19 protein-coding genes are annotated in these 22,359 nt (G+C 61.8%); 9 read left to right on the top strand and 10 right to left on the bottom strand.

The features are described 5' to 3' along the window. Positions 1-270 precede the first annotated feature (270 nt). From NCR98_RS30965 to NCR98_RS30945, 5 genes are read left to right on the top strand one after another with little or no spacing between them, the layout of a single operon-like run. The gene (locus tag NCR98_RS30965; RefSeq protein WP_244831434.1) at positions 271-1,020 is read left to right on the top strand and encodes an IclR family transcriptional regulator; all 750 of its coding nucleotides are present in this window, start codon (positions 271-273) and stop codon (positions 1,018-1,020) included. A gap of 40 nt (positions 1,021-1,060) precedes the next feature. Continuing rightward, positions 1,061-1,834: a transporter substrate-binding domain-containing protein gene (locus tag NCR98_RS30960; RefSeq protein ID WP_250528241.1), complete on the top strand. Its 774-nt coding sequence runs from the start codon at positions 1,061-1,063 to the stop codon at positions 1,832-1,834. Positions 1,835-1,851: 17 nt separating this feature from the next. Further along, on the top strand, positions 1,852-2,520 hold the full coding sequence (locus NCR98_RS30955) for an amino acid ABC transporter permease (RefSeq protein ID WP_250469534.1): 669 nt from the start codon (positions 1,852-1,854) through the stop codon (positions 2,518-2,520). After that, the gene (locus tag NCR98_RS30950; RefSeq protein WP_244831437.1) at positions 2,517-3,281 is read left to right on the top strand and encodes an amino acid ABC transporter ATP-binding protein; all 765 of its coding nucleotides are present in this window, start codon (positions 2,517-2,519) and stop codon (positions 3,279-3,281) included. The genes NCR98_RS30955 and NCR98_RS30950 overlap by 4 nt, the downstream gene beginning before the upstream one ends. Positions 3,282-3,317: 36 nt before the next feature. Further along, positions 3,318-4,718 (top strand): formimidoylglutamate deiminase, encoded by a 1,401-nt coding sequence (locus tag NCR98_RS30945; protein ID WP_250528240.1) that lies wholly within the window; start codon positions 3,318-3,320, stop codon positions 4,716-4,718. An 86-nt stretch (positions 4,719-4,804) separates the two neighbouring features. On the opposite strand, the gene NCR98_RS30940 is transcribed toward NCR98_RS30945, so the two are convergent. From NCR98_RS30940 to NCR98_RS30915, 6 genes are all read right to left on the bottom strand, one after another. After that, positions 4,805-5,647 (bottom strand): IclR family transcriptional regulator, encoded by an 843-nt coding sequence (locus NCR98_RS30940; protein ID WP_250494786.1) that lies wholly within the window; start codon positions 5,645-5,647, stop codon positions 4,805-4,807. Between the two features lie 73 nt (positions 5,648-5,720). Further along, entirely contained in the window at positions 5,721-7,262 is a 1,542-nt protein-coding gene (locus tag NCR98_RS30935; protein ID WP_250528239.1) for an AMP-binding protein, read from the bottom strand. 57 nt (positions 7,263-7,319) lie between these two features. After that, positions 7,320-9,101, bottom strand: a complete 1,782-nt coding sequence (locus NCR98_RS30930) for an ABC transporter permease subunit (RefSeq protein WP_250469538.1) — start codon at positions 9,099-9,101, stop codon at positions 7,320-7,322. Positions 9,102-9,111: 10 nt separating this feature from the next. Then, complete coding sequence (locus NCR98_RS30925; RefSeq protein WP_250528238.1) at positions 9,112-10,173, bottom strand: ABC transporter ATP-binding protein; 1,062 nt, start codon at positions 10,171-10,173, stop codon at positions 9,112-9,114. A 10-nt stretch (positions 10,174-10,183) separates the two neighbouring features. Further along, entirely contained in the window at positions 10,184-11,245 is a 1,062-nt protein-coding gene (locus tag NCR98_RS30920; RefSeq protein WP_250528237.1) for an ABC transporter substrate-binding protein, read from the bottom strand. A 54-nt stretch (positions 11,246-11,299) separates the two neighbouring features. Then, entirely contained in the window at positions 11,300-12,061 is a 762-nt protein-coding gene (locus tag NCR98_RS30915) for an enoyl-CoA hydratase/isomerase family protein (protein WP_250469541.1), read from the bottom strand. Positions 12,062-12,399: 338 nt separating this feature from the next. On the opposite strand from NCR98_RS30915, the gene NCR98_RS33550 reads away from it, so the two are divergent. After that, positions 12,400-12,657, top strand: coding sequence for a helix-turn-helix domain-containing protein (locus tag NCR98_RS33550; protein WP_350029537.1), 258 nt, complete (start codon positions 12,400-12,402; stop codon positions 12,655-12,657). A gap of 217 nt (positions 12,658-12,874) precedes the next feature. Here NCR98_RS33550 and NCR98_RS30905 read toward each other — a convergent pair whose 3' ends face one another. Next, the gene (locus NCR98_RS30905) at positions 12,875-14,209 is read right to left on the bottom strand and encodes an MFS transporter (protein WP_250511269.1); all 1,335 of its coding nucleotides are present in this window, start codon (positions 14,207-14,209) and stop codon (positions 12,875-12,877) included. A gap of 85 nt (positions 14,210-14,294) precedes the next feature. Beyond that, entirely contained in the window at positions 14,295-15,080 is a 786-nt protein-coding gene (locus tag NCR98_RS30900; protein ID WP_250528236.1) for an SDR family oxidoreductase, read from the bottom strand. A gap of 600 nt (positions 15,081-15,680) precedes the next feature. Between NCR98_RS30900 and NCR98_RS30895 the strand changes: the two genes are divergently transcribed. After that, positions 15,681-15,917 carry a Flp family type IVb pilin gene (locus NCR98_RS30895; RefSeq protein WP_350029536.1) on the top strand — a complete coding sequence of 79 codons (237 nt, stop codon included), beginning with the start codon at positions 15,681-15,683 and terminating at the stop codon, positions 15,915-15,917. Positions 15,918-15,967: 50 nt separating this feature from the next. Here NCR98_RS30895 and NCR98_RS30890 read toward each other — a convergent pair whose 3' ends face one another. Next, positions 15,968-16,852, bottom strand: a complete 885-nt coding sequence (locus tag NCR98_RS30890) for a LysR family transcriptional regulator (protein ID WP_250528235.1) — start codon at positions 16,850-16,852, stop codon at positions 15,968-15,970. A 122-nt stretch (positions 16,853-16,974) separates the two neighbouring features. On the opposite strand from NCR98_RS30890, the gene argC reads away from it, so the two are divergent. After that, entirely contained in the window at positions 16,975-17,913 is a 939-nt protein-coding gene (argC, locus tag NCR98_RS30885; RefSeq protein ID WP_250528234.1) for an N-acetyl-gamma-glutamyl-phosphate reductase, read from the top strand. A gap of 2 nt (positions 17,914-17,915) precedes the next feature. Here the strand turns inward: argC and NCR98_RS30880 are convergent, their stop codons facing one another. Beyond that, positions 17,916-19,592 (bottom strand): ABC-F family ATP-binding cassette domain-containing protein, encoded by a 1,677-nt coding sequence (locus NCR98_RS30880; protein ID WP_250494793.1) that lies wholly within the window; start codon positions 19,590-19,592, stop codon positions 17,916-17,918. Positions 19,593-20,472: 880 nt separating this feature from the next. Here NCR98_RS30880 and dld point away from each other — a divergent pair. Further along, positions 20,473-22,212 carry a D-lactate dehydrogenase gene (dld, locus tag NCR98_RS30875; RefSeq protein WP_250528233.1) on the top strand — a complete coding sequence of 580 codons (1,740 nt, stop codon included), beginning with the start codon at positions 20,473-20,475 and terminating at the stop codon, positions 22,210-22,212. Positions 22,213-22,359: the final 147 nt, after the last annotated feature.

Below are 22,359 nucleotides of genomic sequence, written 5' to 3'. Positions count from 1 at the left end.
AAGATCCGGAAGCGCCTATTTTCAGCGTCGCGGATTACGGCGTCGTCGGCGACCTGTTTTCGCTCGTGCCGGAACTGACTGAATCGATCGACATGCGCTGACCCAGGAGGCGTATCGGGCAAACCTTGCCGCGCCTCGCGCGCATGACCCCCTAACGTTCGACTAAAAACCTCACCTTCATTCCCAATCGCTGGGAATTCCATTTTTGTCCGCCGGGAGCGATGTGGCATTCTGCGCTCATCGACATCGCCTTTCCGGCTGGACATCACAGTGAAACGGGAATCTAACGTCACCGGTGCCGAGCGCCTGCTGCTCGTGCTGACCGCGCTCGCCAGCCACGGCAAGGCCATGTCCGCGAAGGACATACTCGCCGCCACCGGTCTCGCGCAGAGCACGCTTTATCGGCAAGTGGCGTTGCTCAAACGCTGGGGCTTCGTCACCGAGGACGCCGGTTTTTACGCGCCCGGCCCGATCAGTCTTCAACTCGCGCTCGGCTTCGACGTCAATTCGCTGCTGGTCGAAGCGAGCCGCGAAGGCATGCTGAAGCTCGCGAACGCCACGCAGGAAAGCGTCGGCCTGATCGTCGCCGTGAACGATCAGGTGATCTGCCTCGAAATGATCGAGAGCACGCAGTCGTTGCGCTGCTCTTTCGAAAAGGGACGCTCAGTGCCGTTGCGCTCGGGCGCATCCGCCAAGTCGCTGCTCGCCTTCATGGCCGACAAACTGCGCGCCGAGACGCTGGAGCGTCTGTTCGCCAACGACGATGCCACCCGCGCCGCCCTCGAAACCGAACTGGAGCGCATTCGCTCGCGCGGCTTCGCGGTGAGCGAAAGCGAAGTCGATCCCGGCGTCTGGGGCGTAAGCGCGCCCGTGTTCCGGCGCGCGTCGCGCAGCGCGGGCGCGAGCGCATCGATCACGCTGATGGCGCCCTCCTCGCGCGCGGCAGGCCGGGAGCAGCAACTCGCGGACTGGACCGTGCGCGCCGCCAATGCGATATCCGCGCGGCTGCAGGCCGCCTGAACCGCCAATCAACGACAGACCACACCCCTGGAGCCACGCCATGAAAATCAAGAACCTGCTTTCCGCCGCGAGTTTCGGTATCGCCATGATGATTGTCGCGCTGCCTGGCGCCGCGGCCGCGCAAGACTCGAACGTTTTGAACGTCGCCACGGACGCTACCTTCCCGCCGATGGAGTTCGTCGACAAGGGTCAGCGCACCGGCTTCGATATCGACATCATGAACGCGCTCGCCAAGAGCATGGGCAAGCAGATCCAGTGGACCGATATCGACTTCAAGGGACTGGTTCCGGGCCTCGTCGCCCATCGTTTCGATGCAGCCATCTCCGGCATCTACATCACGCCGGAACGCGCCCAGGTGATCGACTTCACCCAGTCGTACTTCGCGGGCGGCCTGTCCGCACTGGTCAAGGCGGATTCGCCGATCAAGACGCTCGCCGATCTCAACGGCAAGAAAGTGACGGTGCAGGTCGGCACGAAATCGGTCAACTTCCTGCGCGACAACTATCCGCAAGTGCAGCGCGTGGAAGTGGAAAAGAATCAGGAGATGTTCGATCTGGTCGGCATCGGCCGCGCGGATGCCGCCGTCACGGGCAAGCCCGCCGCATTCCAGTTCGCGCGTACGCGCCCCGGCTTTCGCGTGCTGGACAAGGAGCTGACGACCGAGGCATATGGCATCGCGGTGCGCAAGGACGAGCCGCAATTGCGCGATCAGATGAACGCCGCGCTCGCCAAGATCAAGGCGGACGGCACCTACGACGCGATCGTAAAGAAGTGGTTCAGCGCGAGCGCCGGCACGACGGCAAGCGCGAAGTAAGCCGGCGGACCTGAGCCATGCAACTCGACTTCACGCCAGCCTTCGCCGGTTGGGACGATCTGGCGCATGGCGCGCTCGTCACGGTGGAAGTGACCGCCGCCGCGCTCGTGCTCTCGTGCCTGCTCGGACTTCTGATCGGCATCGGCCGGCTCTCGCCGCAGCGGCGCATCGTCTACGGCTTCTGCACCGGATATCTGATCTTCTTTCGCGGCACGCCCTTGCTCGTGCAACTGTTTCTGCTGTTCTTCGGCCTGCCGCAGTTCAATATCCTGCTGCCTGCCTTCGTGTGCGGCATGCTCGGGCTCGGCCTGTATTCGGCGGCCTACGTGTCGGAGGTCGTGCGTGGCGCGATTCAATCGGTGGATCGTGGACAGATGGAAGCTGCGCGCTCCATCGGCATGTCGGCGGGTCAGGCCATGCGCGCGATCATTCTTCCGCAAGCCGTCGTGCGCATGATTCCGCCGCTCGGCAACGAGTTCATCGCGCTCATCAAGAACTCGGCGCTGGTGTCGCTTCTGACCATCGACGATCTCATGCACGAAGCACAGAAGATCATCAGCGTGTCGTACCGGTCGCTGGAGGTGTATCTCGTCGTCGCGCTCGTCTATCTCGTGCTGACGCAGACGACGAACTACATTCTTCATCGCGTGGAACGACGGCTGCGCGCAGGAGGCATGGTGCAATGAACAGCGCCCAACCCATTCTCAGCATTCGCGATCTCACCAAGTCGTTCGGGACGCATCGCGTATTGAACGGTATCGACTTCGATATAGAGCCGAGTCAAGTTGTCGTGGTGATCGGGCCAAGCGGCTCCGGCAAGAGCACGTTTCTGCGCTGCTGCAACGGTCTGGAGCAGCCCGAGCGCGGAACCATCGACATCTGCGGGCATCGGCTCGTCGATCAGGGAACCATGCTCAAGGAGCGCGCGCTGAATGCATTGCGCACGGAAGTGGGCATGGTGTTTCAGTCGTTCAACCTGTTCCCGCATCTTTCGGTGCTGCACAACATTACCGTGGGACCGCGGATGTTGCGCGGTGCATCGAAGGCAGATGCCGAAACGGCCGCGCTCGGCCTGCTCAGGAAAGTCGGCCTCGAACACAAGGCGCATGCCATGCCCGCGAGTTTGTCGGGCGGCCAGAAGCAGCGCGTCGCCATTGCGCGGGCGCTGGCCATGCAACCGCGCGTCATGCTCTTCGACGAACCCACGTCCGCGCTCGATCCCGAACTCGTCGGCGAAGTGCTTCAGGTGATGAAGCTGCTCGCCGCCGAAGGCATGACCATGCTCGTCGTCACGCATGAGATGGGCTTTGCGAGAGAAGTGGCGGATGTCGTCGTCGTGATGGATGGCGGCGAGATCGTCGAGGCGGGCCCGCCCTCGCAAATCTTTTCGACACCCACGCAGCCTCGTACACGCTCGTTCCTGCAAGCGGTTTTGTCGCGTGCGTGAATGTTTCACCGATGCCCGACACCGAGTAGTCCGCTCATGAATACACGCACGAAATCACTCTTTGCGGCGCATGCGCTTTTGCCCGAAGGCTGGCGCACCGACGTGCTGCTCGAATGGGACGCCACAGGTACGCTCGTGGCGGTCACACCCGATAAGCGCGATGCGCCCGCCGACGTCGCGCGCGCCGCCGGACCGGTCATTCCCGGCATGCCGAATCTTCATTCGCACGCGTTTCAGCGCGCGATGGCCGGACTCACCGAGTTTCGCGCGAACCCGACCGACAGTTTCTGGAGCTGGCGGGAACTGATGTATCGCTTCGCCGCGCGCATCATGCCCGAGACGCTCGGCGCCATTGCGCGCTGGCTGTATGTCGAGATGCTCAAGGCTGGTTACACGTCCGTCTGCGAGTTCCATTACGTGCATCACGCGGAGGATGGAACGCGCCATGCAAACCCCGCCGAGCTTGCGCAACGCGTGGTGGATGCGGCGAGCGAAACCGGCATCGGCATGACGATGCTGCCGGTGCTCTATCAGTTCAGCGGCTTCGGCGAAGAGCCGCCTCGCGACGATCAGCGGCGCTTCGTCAATACCACCGAAGGCTATCTCGATCTGCTAGCCGCGTTGCGTCATGCCCGACCCGAACACGGCGCGCTGCGATACGGCGTCGCGCCGCATTCGCTGCGCGCGGTGTCGGAGGCGTCTCTGCGCGTCGTCATCGAAGCGTTGAACGACATCTCGCCTGACGCGCCGGTTCATATCCACATCGCGGAGCAAACGGCGGAAGTGGATGCTTCGCTTGCCGCGCTGGGCGCGCGGCCCGTGCAATGGCTGCTGGATCGTTTCGACGTGAACGCGCGCTGGTGCCTCGTGCATGCGACGCATATCGACGCCAGCGAAACCGCTGCGCTCGCGAAAAGCGGCGCCATTGCGGGCCTGTGCCTCACCACCGAAGCGAATCTCGGCGACGGGATTTTCCCCGCGAACGAATACCTCGACGCAGGCGGCGCTTTCGGTATCGGCTCGGATAGTCATGTCGGCGTGGACTGGCGCGCGGAACTGCGACTGCTCGAATATGGCCAGCGTCTGTCGCGGCGGCAGCGTAACGTGCTGGCATCGCACGAAACGGCGCAGGTTGCCGATCGCCTGTTTCGCGACGCCCTCGAAGGCGGCGCATGCGCGACCGGCCGCGCAGTCGGCGCGCTCATGCCGGGGGCGCGCGCGGACTGGATCGTGCTCGACGCCGATCATCCGAATCTCGCGGAACAGACGAGCGCGACGTGGCTCTCTTCCGTCGTATTCTGCGAACACGGCGAATCGCCCGTGCGCGATGTGTTCGTTGGCGGCGAGTGCGTGATCCGTGAGCGTCGGCATCACGATGAAGCGCGGCATTATCGCGACTATCGTGCGGCGCTTGCGCGGCTTTTTGCCGGCGCTTGAATCTACACAGTATCGCTGTCGTGCCCGTCGTTCGAGGGCGTGCCGATCGTCGCGCTCCAAGCGGCGTCGAACGTATCCGTTGCGGCTTATTCGATGCGCCTGCGCGTGGAAATGGCGGACGCCGTGGAAATGACGAGATCCGCGAAGCGCTTTTCGTCGCGATCGGCCTGCCAGCGCGAACGCGCCACCGCAATGTTCACCGCGCCGATGCCTCGTCCGTGCGCATTGGTGATGGCGGCCGCAGTGGAGATGTCGCTGACGAAATATTCGTCCTCCGTGTGCGCATAGCCCTGCTTGCGAATCTGTGCAACACGCTCCTTGATCTTGCGCGGCTGATACACCGTCGAGGCCGTATAGGGCACGAGGTTGGTACGCGAGAGAATGTCGTCGATCTCGCCGTCGGCGAGCGTGGCGAGGATCGAGAGACCGGGCGCCGTGCAATAAGCCGGCAAGCGCGAGCCGGTGATGACGTGCGCGTTGAACACGTTGCGGCTCACGATGCGCAGCACGAAAACGATGTCCGTGTCGTCCAGCACGGTGAGATTGGTGGCCTCTTCCGTCTCGGATCCGAGTTGCTGCAGATACGGCGTGGCGCGGCTCACGAGATCGTTCGACGTGAGGTAGTGATAGGTGAAGTCCAGCAGCCGTGGCGACAGTTCGTACTTGCGGCTGTCGGGGTCCTTGAACAGATAGCCGAGCGCCGCCAGCGTAAAACTGAAGCGCTGCGTCGCGCTCATGTCGAAGCCCGTGATGGCCGAGATTTCCGAAAGCGACAACTGCCGCTTGCTACCGTCGAAAGCCGTGAGCACCTTCATGGCCTTTTCGACGGACTGCACGTACAGCGACGACGCAGTTGCGTCCACCGCCTCGCCCGCCCCTTTCGCGGCGGCGTTCTTGCGTTTTCGCGGGGCTTTGGACTCGTCGCTCATCTCTCGTATGCTTTTGTCGTCGATGGCAAAATTATCGCATAGCCCTATTACCCTATCTGAATGCGATAACTCCTCAGGCTTTCACGCTGGCCAGCCGATCCCACGCGTCTTCCACGCTGCGCGACAGCAGATGCTTCTTGATGCGTTCGCTCGCCGTCAGTTCGAAGCCCGGCACCGCGCGGTAATAACGCGGCAACTGAAAACTCGCGAGGCGCTCTCGCGCCCATATGTGCAGCGTTTCCCAGTCCACCGGCTCGTCCTTGAACTGCACGTTGAGCAGAATGTCCTGCTCGCCGACCGCCGACGCCACGCCCATCGCAGCGCTCAACCGCACCGCCGGATGCGTCGCGAAAACGCGTTCGATCTCCCATGCCGACACGTTCTCGCCGCGCACACGCATGCTGTCCGTCTGCCGGCCGACGAAATACAGATCGCCATCGGCGTCGCGGCGCGCGCGATCGCCCGTGTGCAATTTGCCGTTGCGAAGCGCAGATTTCGTCGCTTCGGGATTCTTCAGATACGCTGGCAAAAAGGTCCCTTCCACTTTGCTCGACAACACGATCTCACCCGCCTCGCCTGGCGGCACCGGCTGGCCGTGTTCATCGAGCAATTCGATATCGAGCCACGGCAGCGCGCGGCCGATGGACCCCGGCTTGCCGGTAACGTTCGCGGTAGCGAAGCTGGAACACTCCGTCATGCCGTAGCACTCGCGCAGACGCACCTTGAGGCGCGCTTGTATCGGCTCCCACGCGGACGCGCTCACGCCCGCGCCCCACGCCACGCGCAACGAATGCGCTGAAGGCTGCGCGGCTTCGGGCAACTGCATCAGGATATCGAGCACGCCGCCAAGGTAATGCAGTTGCGTCGCGCCCGCGCGCTCCACTTGCGGCCAAAACTGCGAAGCCGAGAAGCGCGGCACCGCATGCAGTGTCACCGGTTCGAGGAACGGCAGCAACAGCATCTGCGCGCCGCCGATGTGGCACAGCGGCTCCCACAGGAACAGGCGGTCGCCCTCGCGCACGTCGGCGACACGCAACGCCGCTTCACTCGCAATGCGCATCATGCGATGCGTAAACACGACGCCCTTCGGCGCGCCCGTCGTGCCGGATGTATAGATGATGCACAACGGCGCGTCGACGGGGATTGCCGGCGTGGCGAACGCGGCGTTCGTATCCGCCGCATCGAATGCGGGCAGGCGCGTGCGTTTGGACATGCCGCAGTCGATCGATGCCGTGATCGCGTCGAACTCGCCGTCGATGACGAAGAGTTTCGGTTCTGCATGTTGCAGCAGATATTCGAGGCCCGACGCGCGCAACTTGATGTTCACCGGCACCCAGACGAGGCCGCTCAACACGAGTGCGTAAATCAGATGAATGTGTTCGGGACTGTTGCCGAGCATCACCGCGACGCGATCGCCCGGCACGAGCCCCTGACCCGCGAACCAGCGTTGCAATTGCACGATATGACGCGAGGCGTCCGCGCACGAGATTGCATGATCGTCGAAATGCACGACGGTGCGCGCGGGCGTGGCGCGCAATCCGGCCGCGAGGAGCGGCGCGCAATCGAGTTCGTCGTTCGCGTGCCGGTGGCCAAAGTATTCTGAATAACGATGCATGTTCGAATCGGGTTATGGACTGCTTTTATGGCTGGGTGTCGCTGAATGGTGTCGAAATCAGCGCGCGCGGCGCTTGATCCACGACGACACCGCCACCACCAGCGCGATCAGCACGATCAGCGTGGTCGATACCGCCGCGAGCGTGGGCGTCACGGCCAATTGGATGTCGTCCCACATCTGTTTGGGTAGCGTCGAGTTGATGCCGCCGCTCACGAAGATCGCAATGGTGAGATCGTCGAAGGAAACCAGAAATGCGAACAGGAACGCCGCCGTCACGCTCGCCATCAGAAGCGGCAGCACGATCGACGTAATACGCCGCAGCGGCGATGCGCCCATGACCCGCGCGGCATCGTCCAGACGCCAGTCGAAGCGCTGGAAGCCGGCTGCAAGCGTCACCACCACGTAGGGAATAGCGAGCACCGTATGCCCGATCACGAGCCCGAGGTTGGTGCCCGTCAGCCCGAAGCGTCCGAACAGATACAGGAGCCCGACCGCCACCACGATACGCGGCACGATCAACGGCGCGACCAGCAGCGCGAACACCGGTTTGCTGGCGCGGCGCGGCATGCGCGTCATCGCGAGCGTCGCGCCGAAGCCGAGCAGCAGCGACAGCACCGCGGTGCCGAATCCCACTTCGAACGATCGGATGATCGCGCTGTGCCACACGGGCGAATCCATGAAGGTGCCGAACCACTTGCCGCTGAAAAGCTTCGGCGGGAACGCGATGTAGTCGCTCTTCGTGAACGCGTACGGAATCACCGACAGCACCGGCGCGACCAGCACCACCATGATCGCGCAGGTGTAGACGCCGAGCGGACTGGCTGCGCGCGCGGCGGTATCCGCATGCGGATTGCGGCGCATGAGAAACGGCGCGAAGAGGCGGCCGGCCAGCATCAGAACGGCGAGCTTGATGCCTTGCGCCCGCGAGCCGCGCGAACGCTCGGTGACTTCGCCCGTGAGCGAAGTCAGGCCGACCATGCGGTCATAGACGAAGAAGATCACGATCGAGCAGACGAGCAGCACGGTCGAGAGCGCGCCGGCGAACCGCATGTCGAAGAGTTCGAGCACGGACGAGATCACGAGTTGCGCGATCATCGTTTCCTTCGGCGAGCCAAGCAGCGCCGGCACGATGAAGAAGCCGAGACTCGAGATGAACACGAGCAGTCCCGCCGCCGCGACACCCGGCGACGACAAGGGCAGAAACACCGTGAAAAAGCTCATGCTGCGTTGCGCGCCGAGCGTTTCGGCGGCTTGTGTCAGACGGTCGTCGATACCGCGCATCACAGGCAGCATGGTCATCACGGCGAGCGGCATCATGGAATGCACCATGCCGATCAGGACGCCGGTCAGCGATGGAATCGTACCGCTCGTTTCCCGCACGAGACCGAGCGACAGCGCGATGGTCGACAGCACGCCGGTCTTGGAGAGCAGCAGCATCCACGCATAGGTTTTGACAAGGTAGCTGGTCCAGAACGGCAGCATGATCCACAACAGCCAGCGTTCGCGCACGCGCTCCGACAGACGGCTCAACATGTACGCAACCGGATAGCCGAGCAGAATGGACAACGCCGCCGTCATGAACGAGATGCCGAACGTAATCCACAAAACCTTGGCATAAACCGGCGTGCGCGCGATGCGTTCGAACTGCGAGAAACCGTATTGCCCGTCCGCGCCGACGAGTCCGCCTTGCAGAATCTCGCCGACCGGCACGATGAAGAACACCAGCAGGAACAACAAGGTCGGCACGATGGGCAGGATGCGCAACGTGCGCGCGGTCCACACGGACCGGCCGCGCCGCGAGCCTTCGTTCTCGCGTTGCGCGTGAAGTGCGATGGTCATATGCGCGTCCTCAGGCGTGCAGCAACGTGGTGCGATACGGGTCCCACACGAGGCCCACCCTTTCACCGATGCGTGGCGACAGGCTGCGCTCGCAGCGCACCGTGATCTCGCTGCCGTCGTTCATGGCGAGTTGCACGCGCGTATCGCTGCCGAAGAAAACGACATCGGCGATGGTGCCGTCGATGAAGCCGCTCTTCGGTTCCACGAGGCGCGGCGCCTCGGGACGCAGCAACAGCGTGTGGCGCGTCGACGGTGCGACTTGCGCGTTCATCGGCAAGGGAATGCGTCCGCCGGCGGCAAGCAGAATGGGCTCGCCGCCCTTGCCGCGCATGTCGTCGAGCGCGCCTTCCAGCAGATTCGAGTGACCGATGAAGCCCGCCGCGAATCGCGTCGCCGGGCGGTCGTAGAGATCGGCGGGCGTGCCCACCTGTTCGATGCGCGCCTGATTCATGAGGCAGATGCGGTCCGAAAGCGTGAGCGCTTCGTCCTGATCGTGCGTGACGTAGACGAAGGTCGCGCCAAGCTCTTTGTGCAGACGGCGGATTTCCGACTGCATATGCTCGCGCAGCTTCTTGTCCAGCGCGCCGAGCGGCTCGTCCAGCAAGATCACCGACGGACGATACGCAAAGCATCGCGCCAGCGCGATACGCTGCTGCTGGCCGCCCGACAGTTCCTTCGGAAAGCGCTTGGCGTATTCGGTCATGCGCACCATGGCGAGCGCGTCGTCCACGGCGGCGCGCACGTCCTCGCGCGACTTGCGCCGCATGCGCAGACCGTATGCGACGTTGTCCCACACGCTCATGTGCGGAAAGAGCGCATAGCTCTGAAACACCATGCCGATGCCGCGCTTGCCCGGCTCGACATACGTCACGTCGCGGCCATCTATCTCGATACGCCCCGCGCTCGGCGCAACGAGCCCGGAGATCATCTGCAACAACGTGGTCTTGCCCGAACCCGAGGGACCGAGCAGCGTCAGGAACTCGCCCGCCTGCACGGCGAGGTCCGTCGCTTCCAGCGCGATGACGTCGCCATAACGCTTCGCGATGCCGATTGCCTCGAGTTTCGAGCTCATCTTCCGCTCCTTACGAAATGATCCACGAATTGAACCGCTCGGTGACCTTCTGGCGATTCTCTTCCCACCATTGCGGACTCGGCAGCTTCATGTCCTTGATGTTTTCCGGCGCCGTCGGCAACAGCGCGGCACGCTCCTTGTCGATGGTCTCGAACGACTTCTTGTTGGTCGGTCCGTAAGCCAGCGTGCGGGTGAGCGCGGCCTGGCGCTTCGCATCGGCGCAAAAGCGCACGAACTGCCTGGCTGCATCGGCGCGCGGCGTGCCCTTCGGAATGCCCCAGCCCTCGATGGAATACAGGCCCTGATTCCACACGATGTTGACCGGCGCGCCCGAATCCTTCGCGGCTTGCGCGCGGCCATTCCAGGTCGAGATCATGTCGACGTCGCCGCTCTGGATCCCCTGCATGGCCTGCGCGCCCGAGGTCCACCAGATGGCGATATGCGGCTTGATCTTGTCGAGACTCTTGAAGGCGCGATCAACGTCAAGCGGATAGAGCTTGTCGAGCGGCACGCCGTCGGCCAGCAGCGCCTGCTCCAGCGTGTCGAGCGGACTGCGCCGCAGGCAGCGGCGGCCGGGAAATTTCTTCACGTCCCAGAAATCCGCCCACGACTTCGGGCCGTTGTCCTTGAACTTGTCGGCGCGATAGGCAAGCACCGTCGAATACACGTCCACACCAAGCCAGTTCGGCGTGATCGCCTCGGGCATGATGTCCGGGAAGTCGCTCGCCTTCAGCCCGATCGGTTCGAGCAGACCTTTCGACTCGAGATATGGAATGTCGGCGGACAACGTGAGCGTGGTTACGTCCCACACGTAGTTCTTGGTTTGCACCATCGCGGCGAACTGCGCCACCGGTTGCGATTCGCGCGCGACGCTCACCACCTTGATGCCGGTGGCTTTCTCGAACGGATCGTAGAAGGCCTCGCGATACGCCGTCGTGTACGGGCCGCCCGGGTCCGACACCACGATCTGCTTACTCTGCGCGCGTGCTGCAAGCGGCATTGCGCCAGTTACGGCTAGCGCAAGCGCGCCTTGCAGGGCGCGGCGTCGCGTCGGATTGAAGTCTTGCGTCATGTTTCAGGTCTCCCGCACAGGGATTGAAAAGGAACGGCTCGGCTTCAGCCCGATTTATTTGGCGCGCTTTTTGAAGAACGCTTCCATCATGCGAGCCGGCTCCCCGGAGTCGTACGCTTCGCGCTGAATGCGCATGCCCGCTTCGATGCAATCGACGAAACCCGGCTCCGTCATCTCGCGAAAACGCTGCTTGTCCAGACGCATGGCAACCGGTGGCTTGTCCGCGAGTTCGGTGGCGATTTCGAGCGCCTTCTCGAACACCTTTTCTTCCGGCACGAGGTGATGCATGAGACCGATGCGGTGACACTCTTCCGCGTCCATCAGGCGACCGGTGAGCGTGAGTTCGATGGTTCGCGACATGCCGAGCATCGAGTTCATGATCCACGGACCTGTGGTGCTGGCGATACCCGCGTTGATTTCCGGCTGACCCATGCGCACGCCCGGATGACCGACGCGAATGTCGCCGAGCAGCGCGACCTGAAATGCCGAGCCGGCGGCCGTGCCGTTGAGCGCCATGACGAGCGGCTTCTGAAGGCCGCGCAGCGCGGCGTAGTAGCGCTGCCATTCCTTGACCCATTCCACGGCGCGCTCGCCGTCGAAGTCGTGCGCTTCCGACAGATCCTGCCCCGCCGAAAATGCGCGGTTGCCGGCGCCGGTCATGATGATCGCGGCGACCTGATCGTCGTCGTTGTAGCGATCGAGCGCGTCGATGATCTTGTTACGCATCGGCGTGGTCCACGCGTTGAGGCGCTCGGGACGATTCAGCGTAATGACCGCCACGCGGCCATGACTGGAAAACAGGACGTCTTCACTCATAATTATCGCATCGCAATAGTTGATGGTGAATGGCAATATAGGCCGATCAAAATTACGATGCAAGCGGGTTTACGAGATGGACTGCGGCCGGTTGCCGAGAGACGCTTGCACTTAGGCGTTGAGCCGTCGGTCAACGCATCGCAACACGGCGTTCTCGTTAACCGCTCTGCACGAAGAATGCGCATGGCCCGCATGGCGGCGATGAACCGCGCCCGCCGCGTACTGACCGCGCACGTTGTAGCGGGCGATATCCGCGACCGACATGGCCCGCAGCGACTCAGACGTTCTTAGGGGTTGTCAACGCGGGCTCCCTCTCCGGCGCCGCGCGCCAGAAGAAGTTGGAGCAGCCGGCCGTAGCGAAGACGGTTGCGCAAATGGCGGAACGTCTAGGCGCGCGTCTGCCGCTGCGTTCGACACGAGGGCTCGCGCCGGCGGAAGCCGGTCAGCGCTTTATTTGCACGCGCGCCGGACCATCGCAGAAGCGGAGCAAGCCGAGCAGGCGGTGCGCGATTCGTCAGACGGTTTTTTCGGAGGACCGCATGGGCGCGGCTGCGTGTCTTGCCGGCGCTCAAGTCGTTCCTCGATCGACGCCTTGACCTCAGCGTCAACATCGTTCTCGACGATCGCTCCGCTGATTTGCTCGAAGAAGGCGTCAATGTTGCGTTGCGCATGCGGAACGCACCGGAGCAGTCGCCAATACGACTCGGGATGCTGGCGGCTAGATGATGGATGGATCGCTTGACGCAGTGAGCGGCTCGCGTGGGAACGAGGCGTGGACCACTTTCCAGGTTCCCACGCCTCGCGCCGTATTTTTTAGTTTTGTCCTCGCGCTACCACGACATCGCGGAACCGAATCTTCCGGGGCAATCCCCACGCGATGAGCACGGCCGTAATCGCGCACACCACGGCGATTGCATAGAGTCCCATCGACGGGCTCCCCAGCAGGTCCTTGACCTTGCCGACCATATAAGGCGCAACGATGCCGCCGAACTGTCCAAGCGAGTTGATCAACGCAAGCCCGGCTGCTGCCGCGGCACCCGTCAGCATTCTGGCCGGGAACATCCAGAAAATGCCGAACGAAGCGATGACACCCGTAGCGGAGATGCTGAGGCCGAGCACGAGCAACACCGTATGGCCGGGCCATGTGGCGCTGATCAGATAGCCGAGTGCCGCCGCGATCGCGCAGCCGGCCAGATGCCAGCGCCGCTCACCGGTACGGTCCGAACTATGACTGATGAGCACCGTGCCAGCCATTGCCGCGAGATAGGGAATCATCGTGATCAGACCGATGATGAGCGGGTCGCTTGTGCCCGCGCTCTTCACCAGTTGCGGCATCCAGAAGAGGAAGCCGTAGATCCCCATGCACAGCCCGAAATAGATCAGTGAGAACAGATAGATCACAGGCCAGCGCAGCGCAACGAGGAACGAATGCGTGCTGTCGACCTTGCGGTCGCGCGAGAGGATCGAGGCAAGAAGCGTCTTCTCCGAAGGCGTCAGCCACTTGGCGTCTTCCATCCGGTCATCGAGCACGATCAGCACCACGATGCCGAGCAGAACCGACGGCAAACCTTCGAGCAAAAACAGCCACTGCCAGCCGGGCATGCCATTCAAGCCATCGAAGAACTTCAGGATGCCGCCGGAAATCGGGCCACCGATGATTCCGCACAGTGCAATCGCCCCGAAAAAATACGAGTTCACGCGACCGCGCCGTTCGGCGGGAAACCACTGCGTGTAGAAGTAGAGCACGCCTGGCACGAACCCGGCTTCGAGTGCGCCGAGGAGAAACCGCAGGATATAGAACCAGGTTTCGTCGCGCACGAACATCATTGCCGCCGACGCGATGCCCCACGAAATCATGATGCGCGCGATCCAGCGTCGCGCACCGGTGCGCACCATGATCGCGTTACTTGGAATCTCGAACAGCAAATAACCGACGAAGAATACGCTTGCGCCAAAGCCGTACGCGGCGTCGCTGAAGCCGAGTTGAGCCTGCATTTGCAGCTTGGCGAAACTGATGTTCACGCGATCGAGGTAAGCAACCACGAAGCAGGCGAGGATCAAGGGAACGATACGTCGGGTTACTTTATTGAAGAGGTGCGCCTCGGCAGCGGTATCCATCTCCGGTATTTCGGTCAGCGTTTCGAGCATACCTGTCTCCATCGATTTGTTTTGTCTTCTAATTGCGGGGCACCGGTTTCCAATCAACCAGTACACGCTGCGCTCGCCCGATTGTCTAGCCGCGTCCTATGAACGGCATCTTGGTTGCCATCACCGTCATGAACTGCACGTTCGCGCCGGGCGGCATGCTTGCCATGTAAGCGACGGATTGCGCCGCATGCGCCAAGTCCATCGTCGGCTCCGGCGCTCGCTCGCCGTTTGCCTGAAGAACGCCACCGGCCATTCCCGCGGCCATCTCTGTCAGAACGTTGCCGAAATCGATCTGACAGACCGCGATGTCGTACTTGCGCCCGTCCAGCGCGCAGGCCTTCGTCAAGCCACTGACTGCGTGCTTGCTTGCCGTGTAATCCGCGGAATGAAGACGCGGCGTATGTGCCGACAAGGAGCCGTTGTTGATGACCCGGCCGCCCGGCGGGTTATTTGCACGCATCCGGCGAAAGGCGGCTTGCGTGCACAAAAGCGTGCCGATCACATTGATATCGAGCATCGTGCGAAAGCGCTCTATCGAAAGATCCTCGACCGACACGCCTTCCACGCCCACTCCCGCGTTGTTGAAAAGCAGATCGAGGCGACCGTAGCGCTCCTGCACCGTGTCGAAGAGACGTTGTACCGATGCCGCGTTGGTGACATCGGTGGCAATGGCCATCAACTTGCTGGCGGATTCGGGAACGTGTTGCTCGTAGTCTTGAATGACCGCGTCGAGCGCCTCTTGCCGACGTCCGGCGAGCGCGACACACCAGCCATCGTTCGCGAGCGCGTGCACCGTTGCCCGACCAATACCGCTGCCTGCTCCTGTGACGATGGCTACGCGCAATGTCTTCTCTGTGTCGTGTCGAGTCATGACGGCTTCTGTTTGTTCTCGTCTGCGGTTGGCCCGGAGCGGTTGATCCGGCATGGATAGGCACTTATGACTTTGCAGTGAATCTAGCGAAAACTTTACAGGCCGGGTACTGAGACTTTTTGATAGCGGTATGACTTTGCGTTATACCGGACGCTGTCGATTCACACTGCAGATGACGGCCCATTCGGCGCGAGAGCCAGTCCCCGTCTGCGTTCCCGAGGCGGCAACCACCCAGTATTCCGAATCGAGAACTTCCCTGCTTCGTCACAATCGCCCTTGCGCATAAGGGAATGTGCGTAGTACGACCGTATCGGTTCGAAAAGAATGGTTCGGCGGCTCGCATATCGATTACGAGCCAGCTTGCGCAACCGCGGTTTCGGTAAAAAGGTGCGCCCCCGACGCCACGGCGGAACAAATCCCCTCTCACTCATTCATGTTCTATCGCCGGGAGCCGTTATTGGATACATGGAGCATCGCATCAGGCACTGTGCGCTCAAGCGACGCTTCATACCCAGAGCCTGAACCGTAGGCCCGGGTACACGATGAAGCTTCTGCGCATTCAAAACCTTCGGATTCGTCAACTGAGAGAGACGACTACCGATGCAGACGACCAATCGGTACACCGGGCAAAGACTCCACAACGTTGAACCCGAGGATCAAATCATGACGCACTTCTTCAAGCGCTATCTCAAGGATACGCGCGGCATTACCGCGATTGAATATGGCCTGATCGCCGGCGTACTTGCGCTCGGCATCATGACGTCCGTCAGCGGCGTCGCCACTCAACTGTCGACCACCTTTTCCGCCATCACGACCAAGCTCTCTACGATCCACTAAGCGTGGTCGGCGTTCTCTTCGGGAGTTTCGTGAGCCTCGACCCGGCAACGCTAGGCTAGTCGTAGATCCCACAAGACATCGAGTACCTGTCGAGTGGTGCGCTCAACGTGCCCCACACGGTGTGCAATGCCTAGCCGACGCCACAACGCCGGGCGCAGCGGACGCATGACGACGCGTCCGTCGGGCGATGGCGTCGTCGCCTCATGCGGCAGAAGCGCCGCGCCGTAACCTGCCGCCACGAGACTCTTGATCGCGTCGTTGTAGTTCAGCTGAATGCGCGGCGTCGGATGATGACCCGCCGTCGCAAACCACTCCGCTGTCAGACGCGAGAGACGCGTAGTCGCATCATTCAATATGAGAGGCCGAGCGGCCAGCCAATCAGGCGTGACACGGGCGGGACAACGCCAATGCGCGGGCACGAACGCCATCACCGGGTCGCGGCGCCAAGGCTTTATCACGAGTCCGGCCACGGGGAGTTGAGGCAGCGCGACCAGCCCGACATCCAGTCTCCCATCCGCCAATTGGGACAGCGTTTCATGCGACGTGAGCACCGCAAGCTGAATATCGATTGCGGGATTGTGCTGGCGCAAGACGTCGAGCGCTTGCGGCAACAAGTGCGCGATCACGCCAGTCGATGCACCGAGCCGCACCCGCCCTTCGAGTCCCTGCACCTGGCGTTCGATATCGTCCAACGCCTGCTCCGCATCGGCCAGCAGCCGACGCGCGCGTTCCACCAGCAGCTCTCCTATTGCCGATGGCCTGACCTGCCCGCGCTTGCGTGACAAGAGCGGCGCCCCAATGCGGTCTTCGAGTTCAGCGACATGCAAACTGACCGTCGGAGGCGCCAGATGCAGAGCGCGCGCTGCATCGGCAAATGAGCCCCGCTCGGCAACCGCGATGAGAGTGCGCAAACGGTCAAGGCTGATCTCTCGCATGTTGCGTCCAAATTCAGAAAAGTTGAATGTTCAAGTCATGAAATTCGAATTTTCTTATTCTAACGATTAGATGAACATAGGCGCTCGTTCTGCTCGCTACCACCACTCGGAGTATCCCGCGTATGAGCGCCCCCATTGTTTTCATCGATGGCGACCAAGGCACCACCGGATTGCAAATCCACGAACGGCTGCGTGATCGGACCGACATCACGCTGTTCACGCTTGCCGCCGAAGAACGTAAAGACTCACGCCGTCGCGCGGAAGCCATCAACGCCTGCGACATTGCAATTCTTTGTTTGCCCGATGCCGCCGCACGCGAGGCAGTGGACGCTATCGTCAATCCTGCCGTCAGAGTCATCGACGCGAGTTCGGCCCACCGCATACAGCCGGGCTGGACATACGGCTTTCCGGAGATGACGGCAGGACAAGCCGATCGCATTGCAAGCGCCCGTCGCGTCACCAATCCCGGCTGCTATCCGACAGGGGCAATTGGCTTGCTGCGTCCGCTGTTGCAGGCCGGACTCATACCCGGCGGCTATCCTGTCAGCATTCATGCGGTATCCGGCTACTCGGGACGCGGTCGTGCCGGCGTGGAGGAACACGAAGGTAAAGATGCCGTCAACGCGCCTTTATTCCAGGTATATGGTCTGGAGCTCGCGCACAAGCACACGCCGGAAATCCAGGCGCACGCCGGACTCGCGCAGCGCCCGATTTTCGTGCCTGCGTATGGTGCGTTTCGCCAGGGCATTGTGCTGACGGTGCCGTTGGAGTTGCGGCTGCTCGCATCCGACGTGGATGGCGCCACGTTACACGCTTGCCTCGCGCGCCACTATGCGGACGCGGCCCACGTGCATGTCTTGCCGCCGCATGAATCGAGCGTTTTGCGGCATCTCGATCCTCAGGCGCTGAACGGTACGAACGACATGCACCTGAGCGTATTTTCCAACGTGGAACACGGGCAGGTTCTGCTGTCCGCGGTGTTCGACAACCTTGGCAAAGGGGCATCCGGCGCTGCCGTCCAGAACCTGAACCTGATGCTTACGCGGCAATGCCAAGGGTGAACTCAGGCGATGGCCTTTTGCTCTCCAGCGGCCTCGCGCATGCGACGTGCTTCGTCGCGCAGGAACTGCTGGTAATCGTCCAGATCGCCGTCGAAGGGTTCGACGCCGCCTTTGGTCACGAGCCAGAACTCGTCGCACACCGCGCGCAGCAGGGACCGGTCGTGACTGACCAACATCACCGTGCCTTCGAATTCGTTGAGTGCCATGCCTAGCGCTTCGCGTGTGGCCAGGTCGAGGTGGTTCGTAGGCTCGTCGAGCAGCAGCAGGTTAGGACGCTGCCATACGATCATGCACAGCACGAGCCGCGCCTTTTCGCCGCCGCTCATCGTGCCGACTGCCTGATGAACCATGTCGCCACTGAAGTTGAAAGTACCGAGGAACGTGCGAAGCGATTGTTCGGTGCCACTTTGGCCGGGCGCACGCATGTTCGCGGGCGTGTCCTTGGCAAGGCGGATCATGTGTTCTAGCGGCGTGTCGAGCGGACGCAGCACATCGAGTTCTTGCTGCGCAAAGTAGCCGATGTTCAGGCCCTTGCCTTCGCTGATTTCGCCCGCAATCGGCGCAAGTTCGTGCGCCACCGTCTTCACCAGCGTGGACTTACCCTGGCCGTTGGCACCGAGAATACCAATGCGCTGTCCGGCCAGCACCGACCGGTTGATGCCTCGCACGATGACCGTCGGCGGCGTGCCGGGCTCGGCATCGCTCGGCGCCGGGTAGCCGAAGGTCGCGTCCAGCATCGACAACAACGGGTTCGGGACGTTGAGTGGCTCCTTGAACTCGAAGTTGAACTCTGCGTCGGCGAGCACGGGCGCGATCTTCTCCATGCGTTCGAGCGCCTTGACCCGGCTCTGCGCCTGCTTCGCTTTCGAAGCCGTTGCCTTGAATCGGTCGATGAACTTCTGCAGGTGGGCGATCTTGTCCGCCTGCTTGGCCATCGAGGCCTGCTGCAACGCCATCTGCTCGGCGCGCATGTCTTCGAACTTGCTGTAGTTGCCGCCGTAACGCACGAGCTTGGCGTTATCGACGTGGACCGTTACCTGCGTGACCGCATCGAGGAATTCGCGATCGTGGCTGATCACGACCAAGGTTCCCTGATAACGCTTGAGCCACGCCTCCAGCCAGACCAGCGCGTCGAGATCCAGGTGATTGGTCGGTTCGTCGAGCAATAGCAAGTCGGACGGACACATGAGCGCGCGCGCCAGTTGCAGCCGCATGCGCCAGCCGCCGGAGAAACTATTGACCGGCTGGCTAAGTTGCGCAGCGCTGAAACCGAGCCCTAGGATCAGCGCTTGGGCACGCGCGGGGGCATCGTGCGCACCGGCGTCGTGAAGGGCCATGTAGGCGTGCGCCATGCGCATGCCATCGTCGTCGGTCTCCGCGGCGGCGACTTCGATCTGCGCGGCCAGCAACACGGTGTCGCCTTCAATTACGAAGTCGGTCGCGCTCTGCTCGGTCTCCGGCATCTCCTGCGCGACCTGGCCCATCTTCCAGGCAGCGGGAATCGAAAACTCGCCACTGTCCTCGTGCAGCGTGCCATTGAGAAGGCCGAAGAAGGACGACTTGCCGGCGCCATTGCGCCCTACGAGGCCGATCTTTTCGCCGGGGGTGAAGGTGACGGACGCGGAGTCGAGTACGACATTGACGCCACGGCGTAGCGTGACATTACGGACGGAAATCATAGATAGCTACTTCGAAGAGGATAGGCATGATAGCCGACCGAGCGCGCCAAGCCTGCTTTTTTATGAACATGCGAGTCTCGGATCGCGCGCGATATTCAATCGATGTCACGATTTTCGCGAAATGTCCCCGTTAGCGCTCGTCATTCACGCCAAAGGTGCAAGCCATTGAAAATATGGCCTGATGTACGGGTAATTCAACACGTCCGTTCGCATCATGCCTTAAAAGAAATTCGCATTGCGGGCGCTCATTAATAACACGTATGGGCTTTTTTTACGGTTGAGCGCCATGAATTACCCACTTCTACACTGACGCTCAAGCAAATCACTCGCGATCTCTGGCTAATCGCTCCAAGAAAAGTGGCTTAGTCGGAACATACTACCTATATAGTTAAAATATCCAAACCGTGTGGTGTAAATGCGACCTTCTCGCAAGTTGATCTGGATAATCTTCGTTTGAACCCGAGGGCCGATAACGACTGATCGAGAAGAGCAGGAAATGCTGGCTCGTCGTTCGGTGCGGTTCACTGGTAGAGAGCCGAGACGGCCCATCAGTGCTATTACCCGCGATTTTCGCGGGTTTTTTTTCGCCTTCAAGTTTTGAGAGGCGCAATTTAATTGGTGCGCCGCGCGGCTGCCTCGATTCGTCGTGTACCGGCGACAAGCGGCCTGCATTTTCCAGATGCGAAAACTGCCCACCGTCGATGCCCAAGTACATCGCATAGTCCGACCTACTCGTTAAAACCCTGGAACGACATAAAGCGAGCCGTCCGGTTTCGATCTCGACGTGTCCGGCGATGTCATTTCCGGATGAATCGCGTAAAGTTTCACCGTTCGATTCTCAAACTCGTCATGACCGCCCCAGGGTCCAAAGTCCTCAACCATGCATGAACTCATTCAGTCGCTTGGCGACATCGTCGGCAGCCAGTTCGTCTTCACGGGCGCCACTGAAACGCGCCGCTTCCGGCAGGGTTATCGCTATGGCAGCGGCCAGGTGTTGGCGGCCATTCAGCCCGGCACGCTGGTCGAAATGTGGCGGGCGCTTCAGGCCTGTCATCGTGCACGGACTATCGTCATCTGTCAGGCGGCGAACACCGGGTTGACGGGCGGATCGACGCCTGCGGACGGCGGCTACGACCGCCCGGTCGTCGTGCTCAACACCATGCGATTGCGGCGGCTGGACGTGATTCGAAACGGCGAGCAGGTCATCTGCCAGCCGGGCGTGACGCTCGATCAGCTTGAAAAGCGACTGCAGCCGCTCGGCCGCGAACCGCATTCGGTGATCGGCTCAAGCTGCATCGGCGCTTCGGTGACGGGCGGTATCTGCAACAATTCGGGCGGCTCGCTGATTCGCCGAGGACCCGCATTCACCCAATTGTCGATCCACGCGCGCGTCACGGCGGACGGCGAGCTGAAGCTCGTCAATCATCTGGGAATCGATCTGGGCGACTCCGCCGAAGTCATACTCGGCCGTCTGGACGCGGGCGAATTGCCGGACGATATTCCGGCAGCCGCAGGGCTGCTCGCTTCGGATAACGAGTACAGCACCCATGTGCGCGACATCGATGCGTCGACGCCCGCGCGCTTCAATGCCGACCCGCGCCGGCTCTATGAAGCATCGGGCTCTGCCGGACACCTTGCGGTTTTCGCTCTGCGGCTCGACACCTTTGCGGCGGACGAACAAACTCAGGTGTTCTATATCGGCAGCAACGACGCCGCCGAGCTGGAAACCATACGCCGCGACATACTAAGTGGCTTCCGTAGTCTACCGATCGCCGGTGAGTACATGCACCGCGGAGCGTTCGATATCGCCCGTCGCTACGGCAAGGACATGTACATGTACATTCGTGCGTTCGGCACGGATAAGGTGCCGCATGCATTCGCGGCGAAGAGCAGGTTCGACGGGTTCACCGAGAAAGCGCGTCTTGGTAACGGCATCAGCGATCGGCTGTTGCAGGCGGCGAGCCGGCTTTTGCCCGAGCATCTGCCGCGCCGGCTCATCGAGTATCGCGACCGGTTCGAGCATCATCTGTTGCTGAAGATGGGCAACGACGGGGTGCACGAAGCGCGAACCTACCTCGAGTCGCGTTTTCCGTCGCAACAGGGTGGCTATTTCGAATGCACGCCCGAGGAAGGCAAGGCGGCTTTCCTCAACCGCTTCGCGATTGGAGGCGCCATGGTGCGCTATCGGGCAGTCCATTCGCGAACCGTGGAGGACATCGTCGCGCTCGACGTTGCGCTTCCACGGAACACGACCGACTGGTTCGAACGGTTGCCAGCGCATATTTTGAAAGACATCGAGTTCACGATGTATTGCGGCCACTTCTTCTGCCACGTTCTGCATCAGGAATACCTGGTGAAGAAAGGTGTCGATTGCGACCGGATCAAGGACGACATCCTCGCTCTGCTCGCCGCGCGGGGTGCCGAGTATCCCGCCGAACACAACGTCGGTCACCTGTACGAAGCGAAAGCGTCTCTTGCACGGTTCTACGAAGAACTGGACCCGACCAATGCCTTCAATCCAGGCATCGGCAAGACCTCGCGGCTCTTCAACTGGGGACGATCATCGGCCTACGAGTGCGCATGCGAGTCGGATCACGAGGTGCTACAAAGAGAGCAGTAAGCGTCATTGCACCCGGCGTGTTCGGCATGATCTTTTCGATGTCGTCGCTCGGCCAAACGACGACTGCTTGTTCGTCGGCCGTTGGGACGCTTCGTTGGCCACGATGCTTTGGCCGATGGAGCGACCGGGTTGCCACATCGACCGGCC

This window comes from Caballeronia sp. GAWG2-1 (genome assembly GCF_023631405.1).
In the GTDB taxonomy this organism is placed as follows: Bacteria; Pseudomonadota; Gammaproteobacteria; order Burkholderiales; family Burkholderiaceae; genus Caballeronia.
Note: the sequence above shows the minus strand (reverse complement) of the source record. Positions and strands in the feature narration are given on the sequence as shown.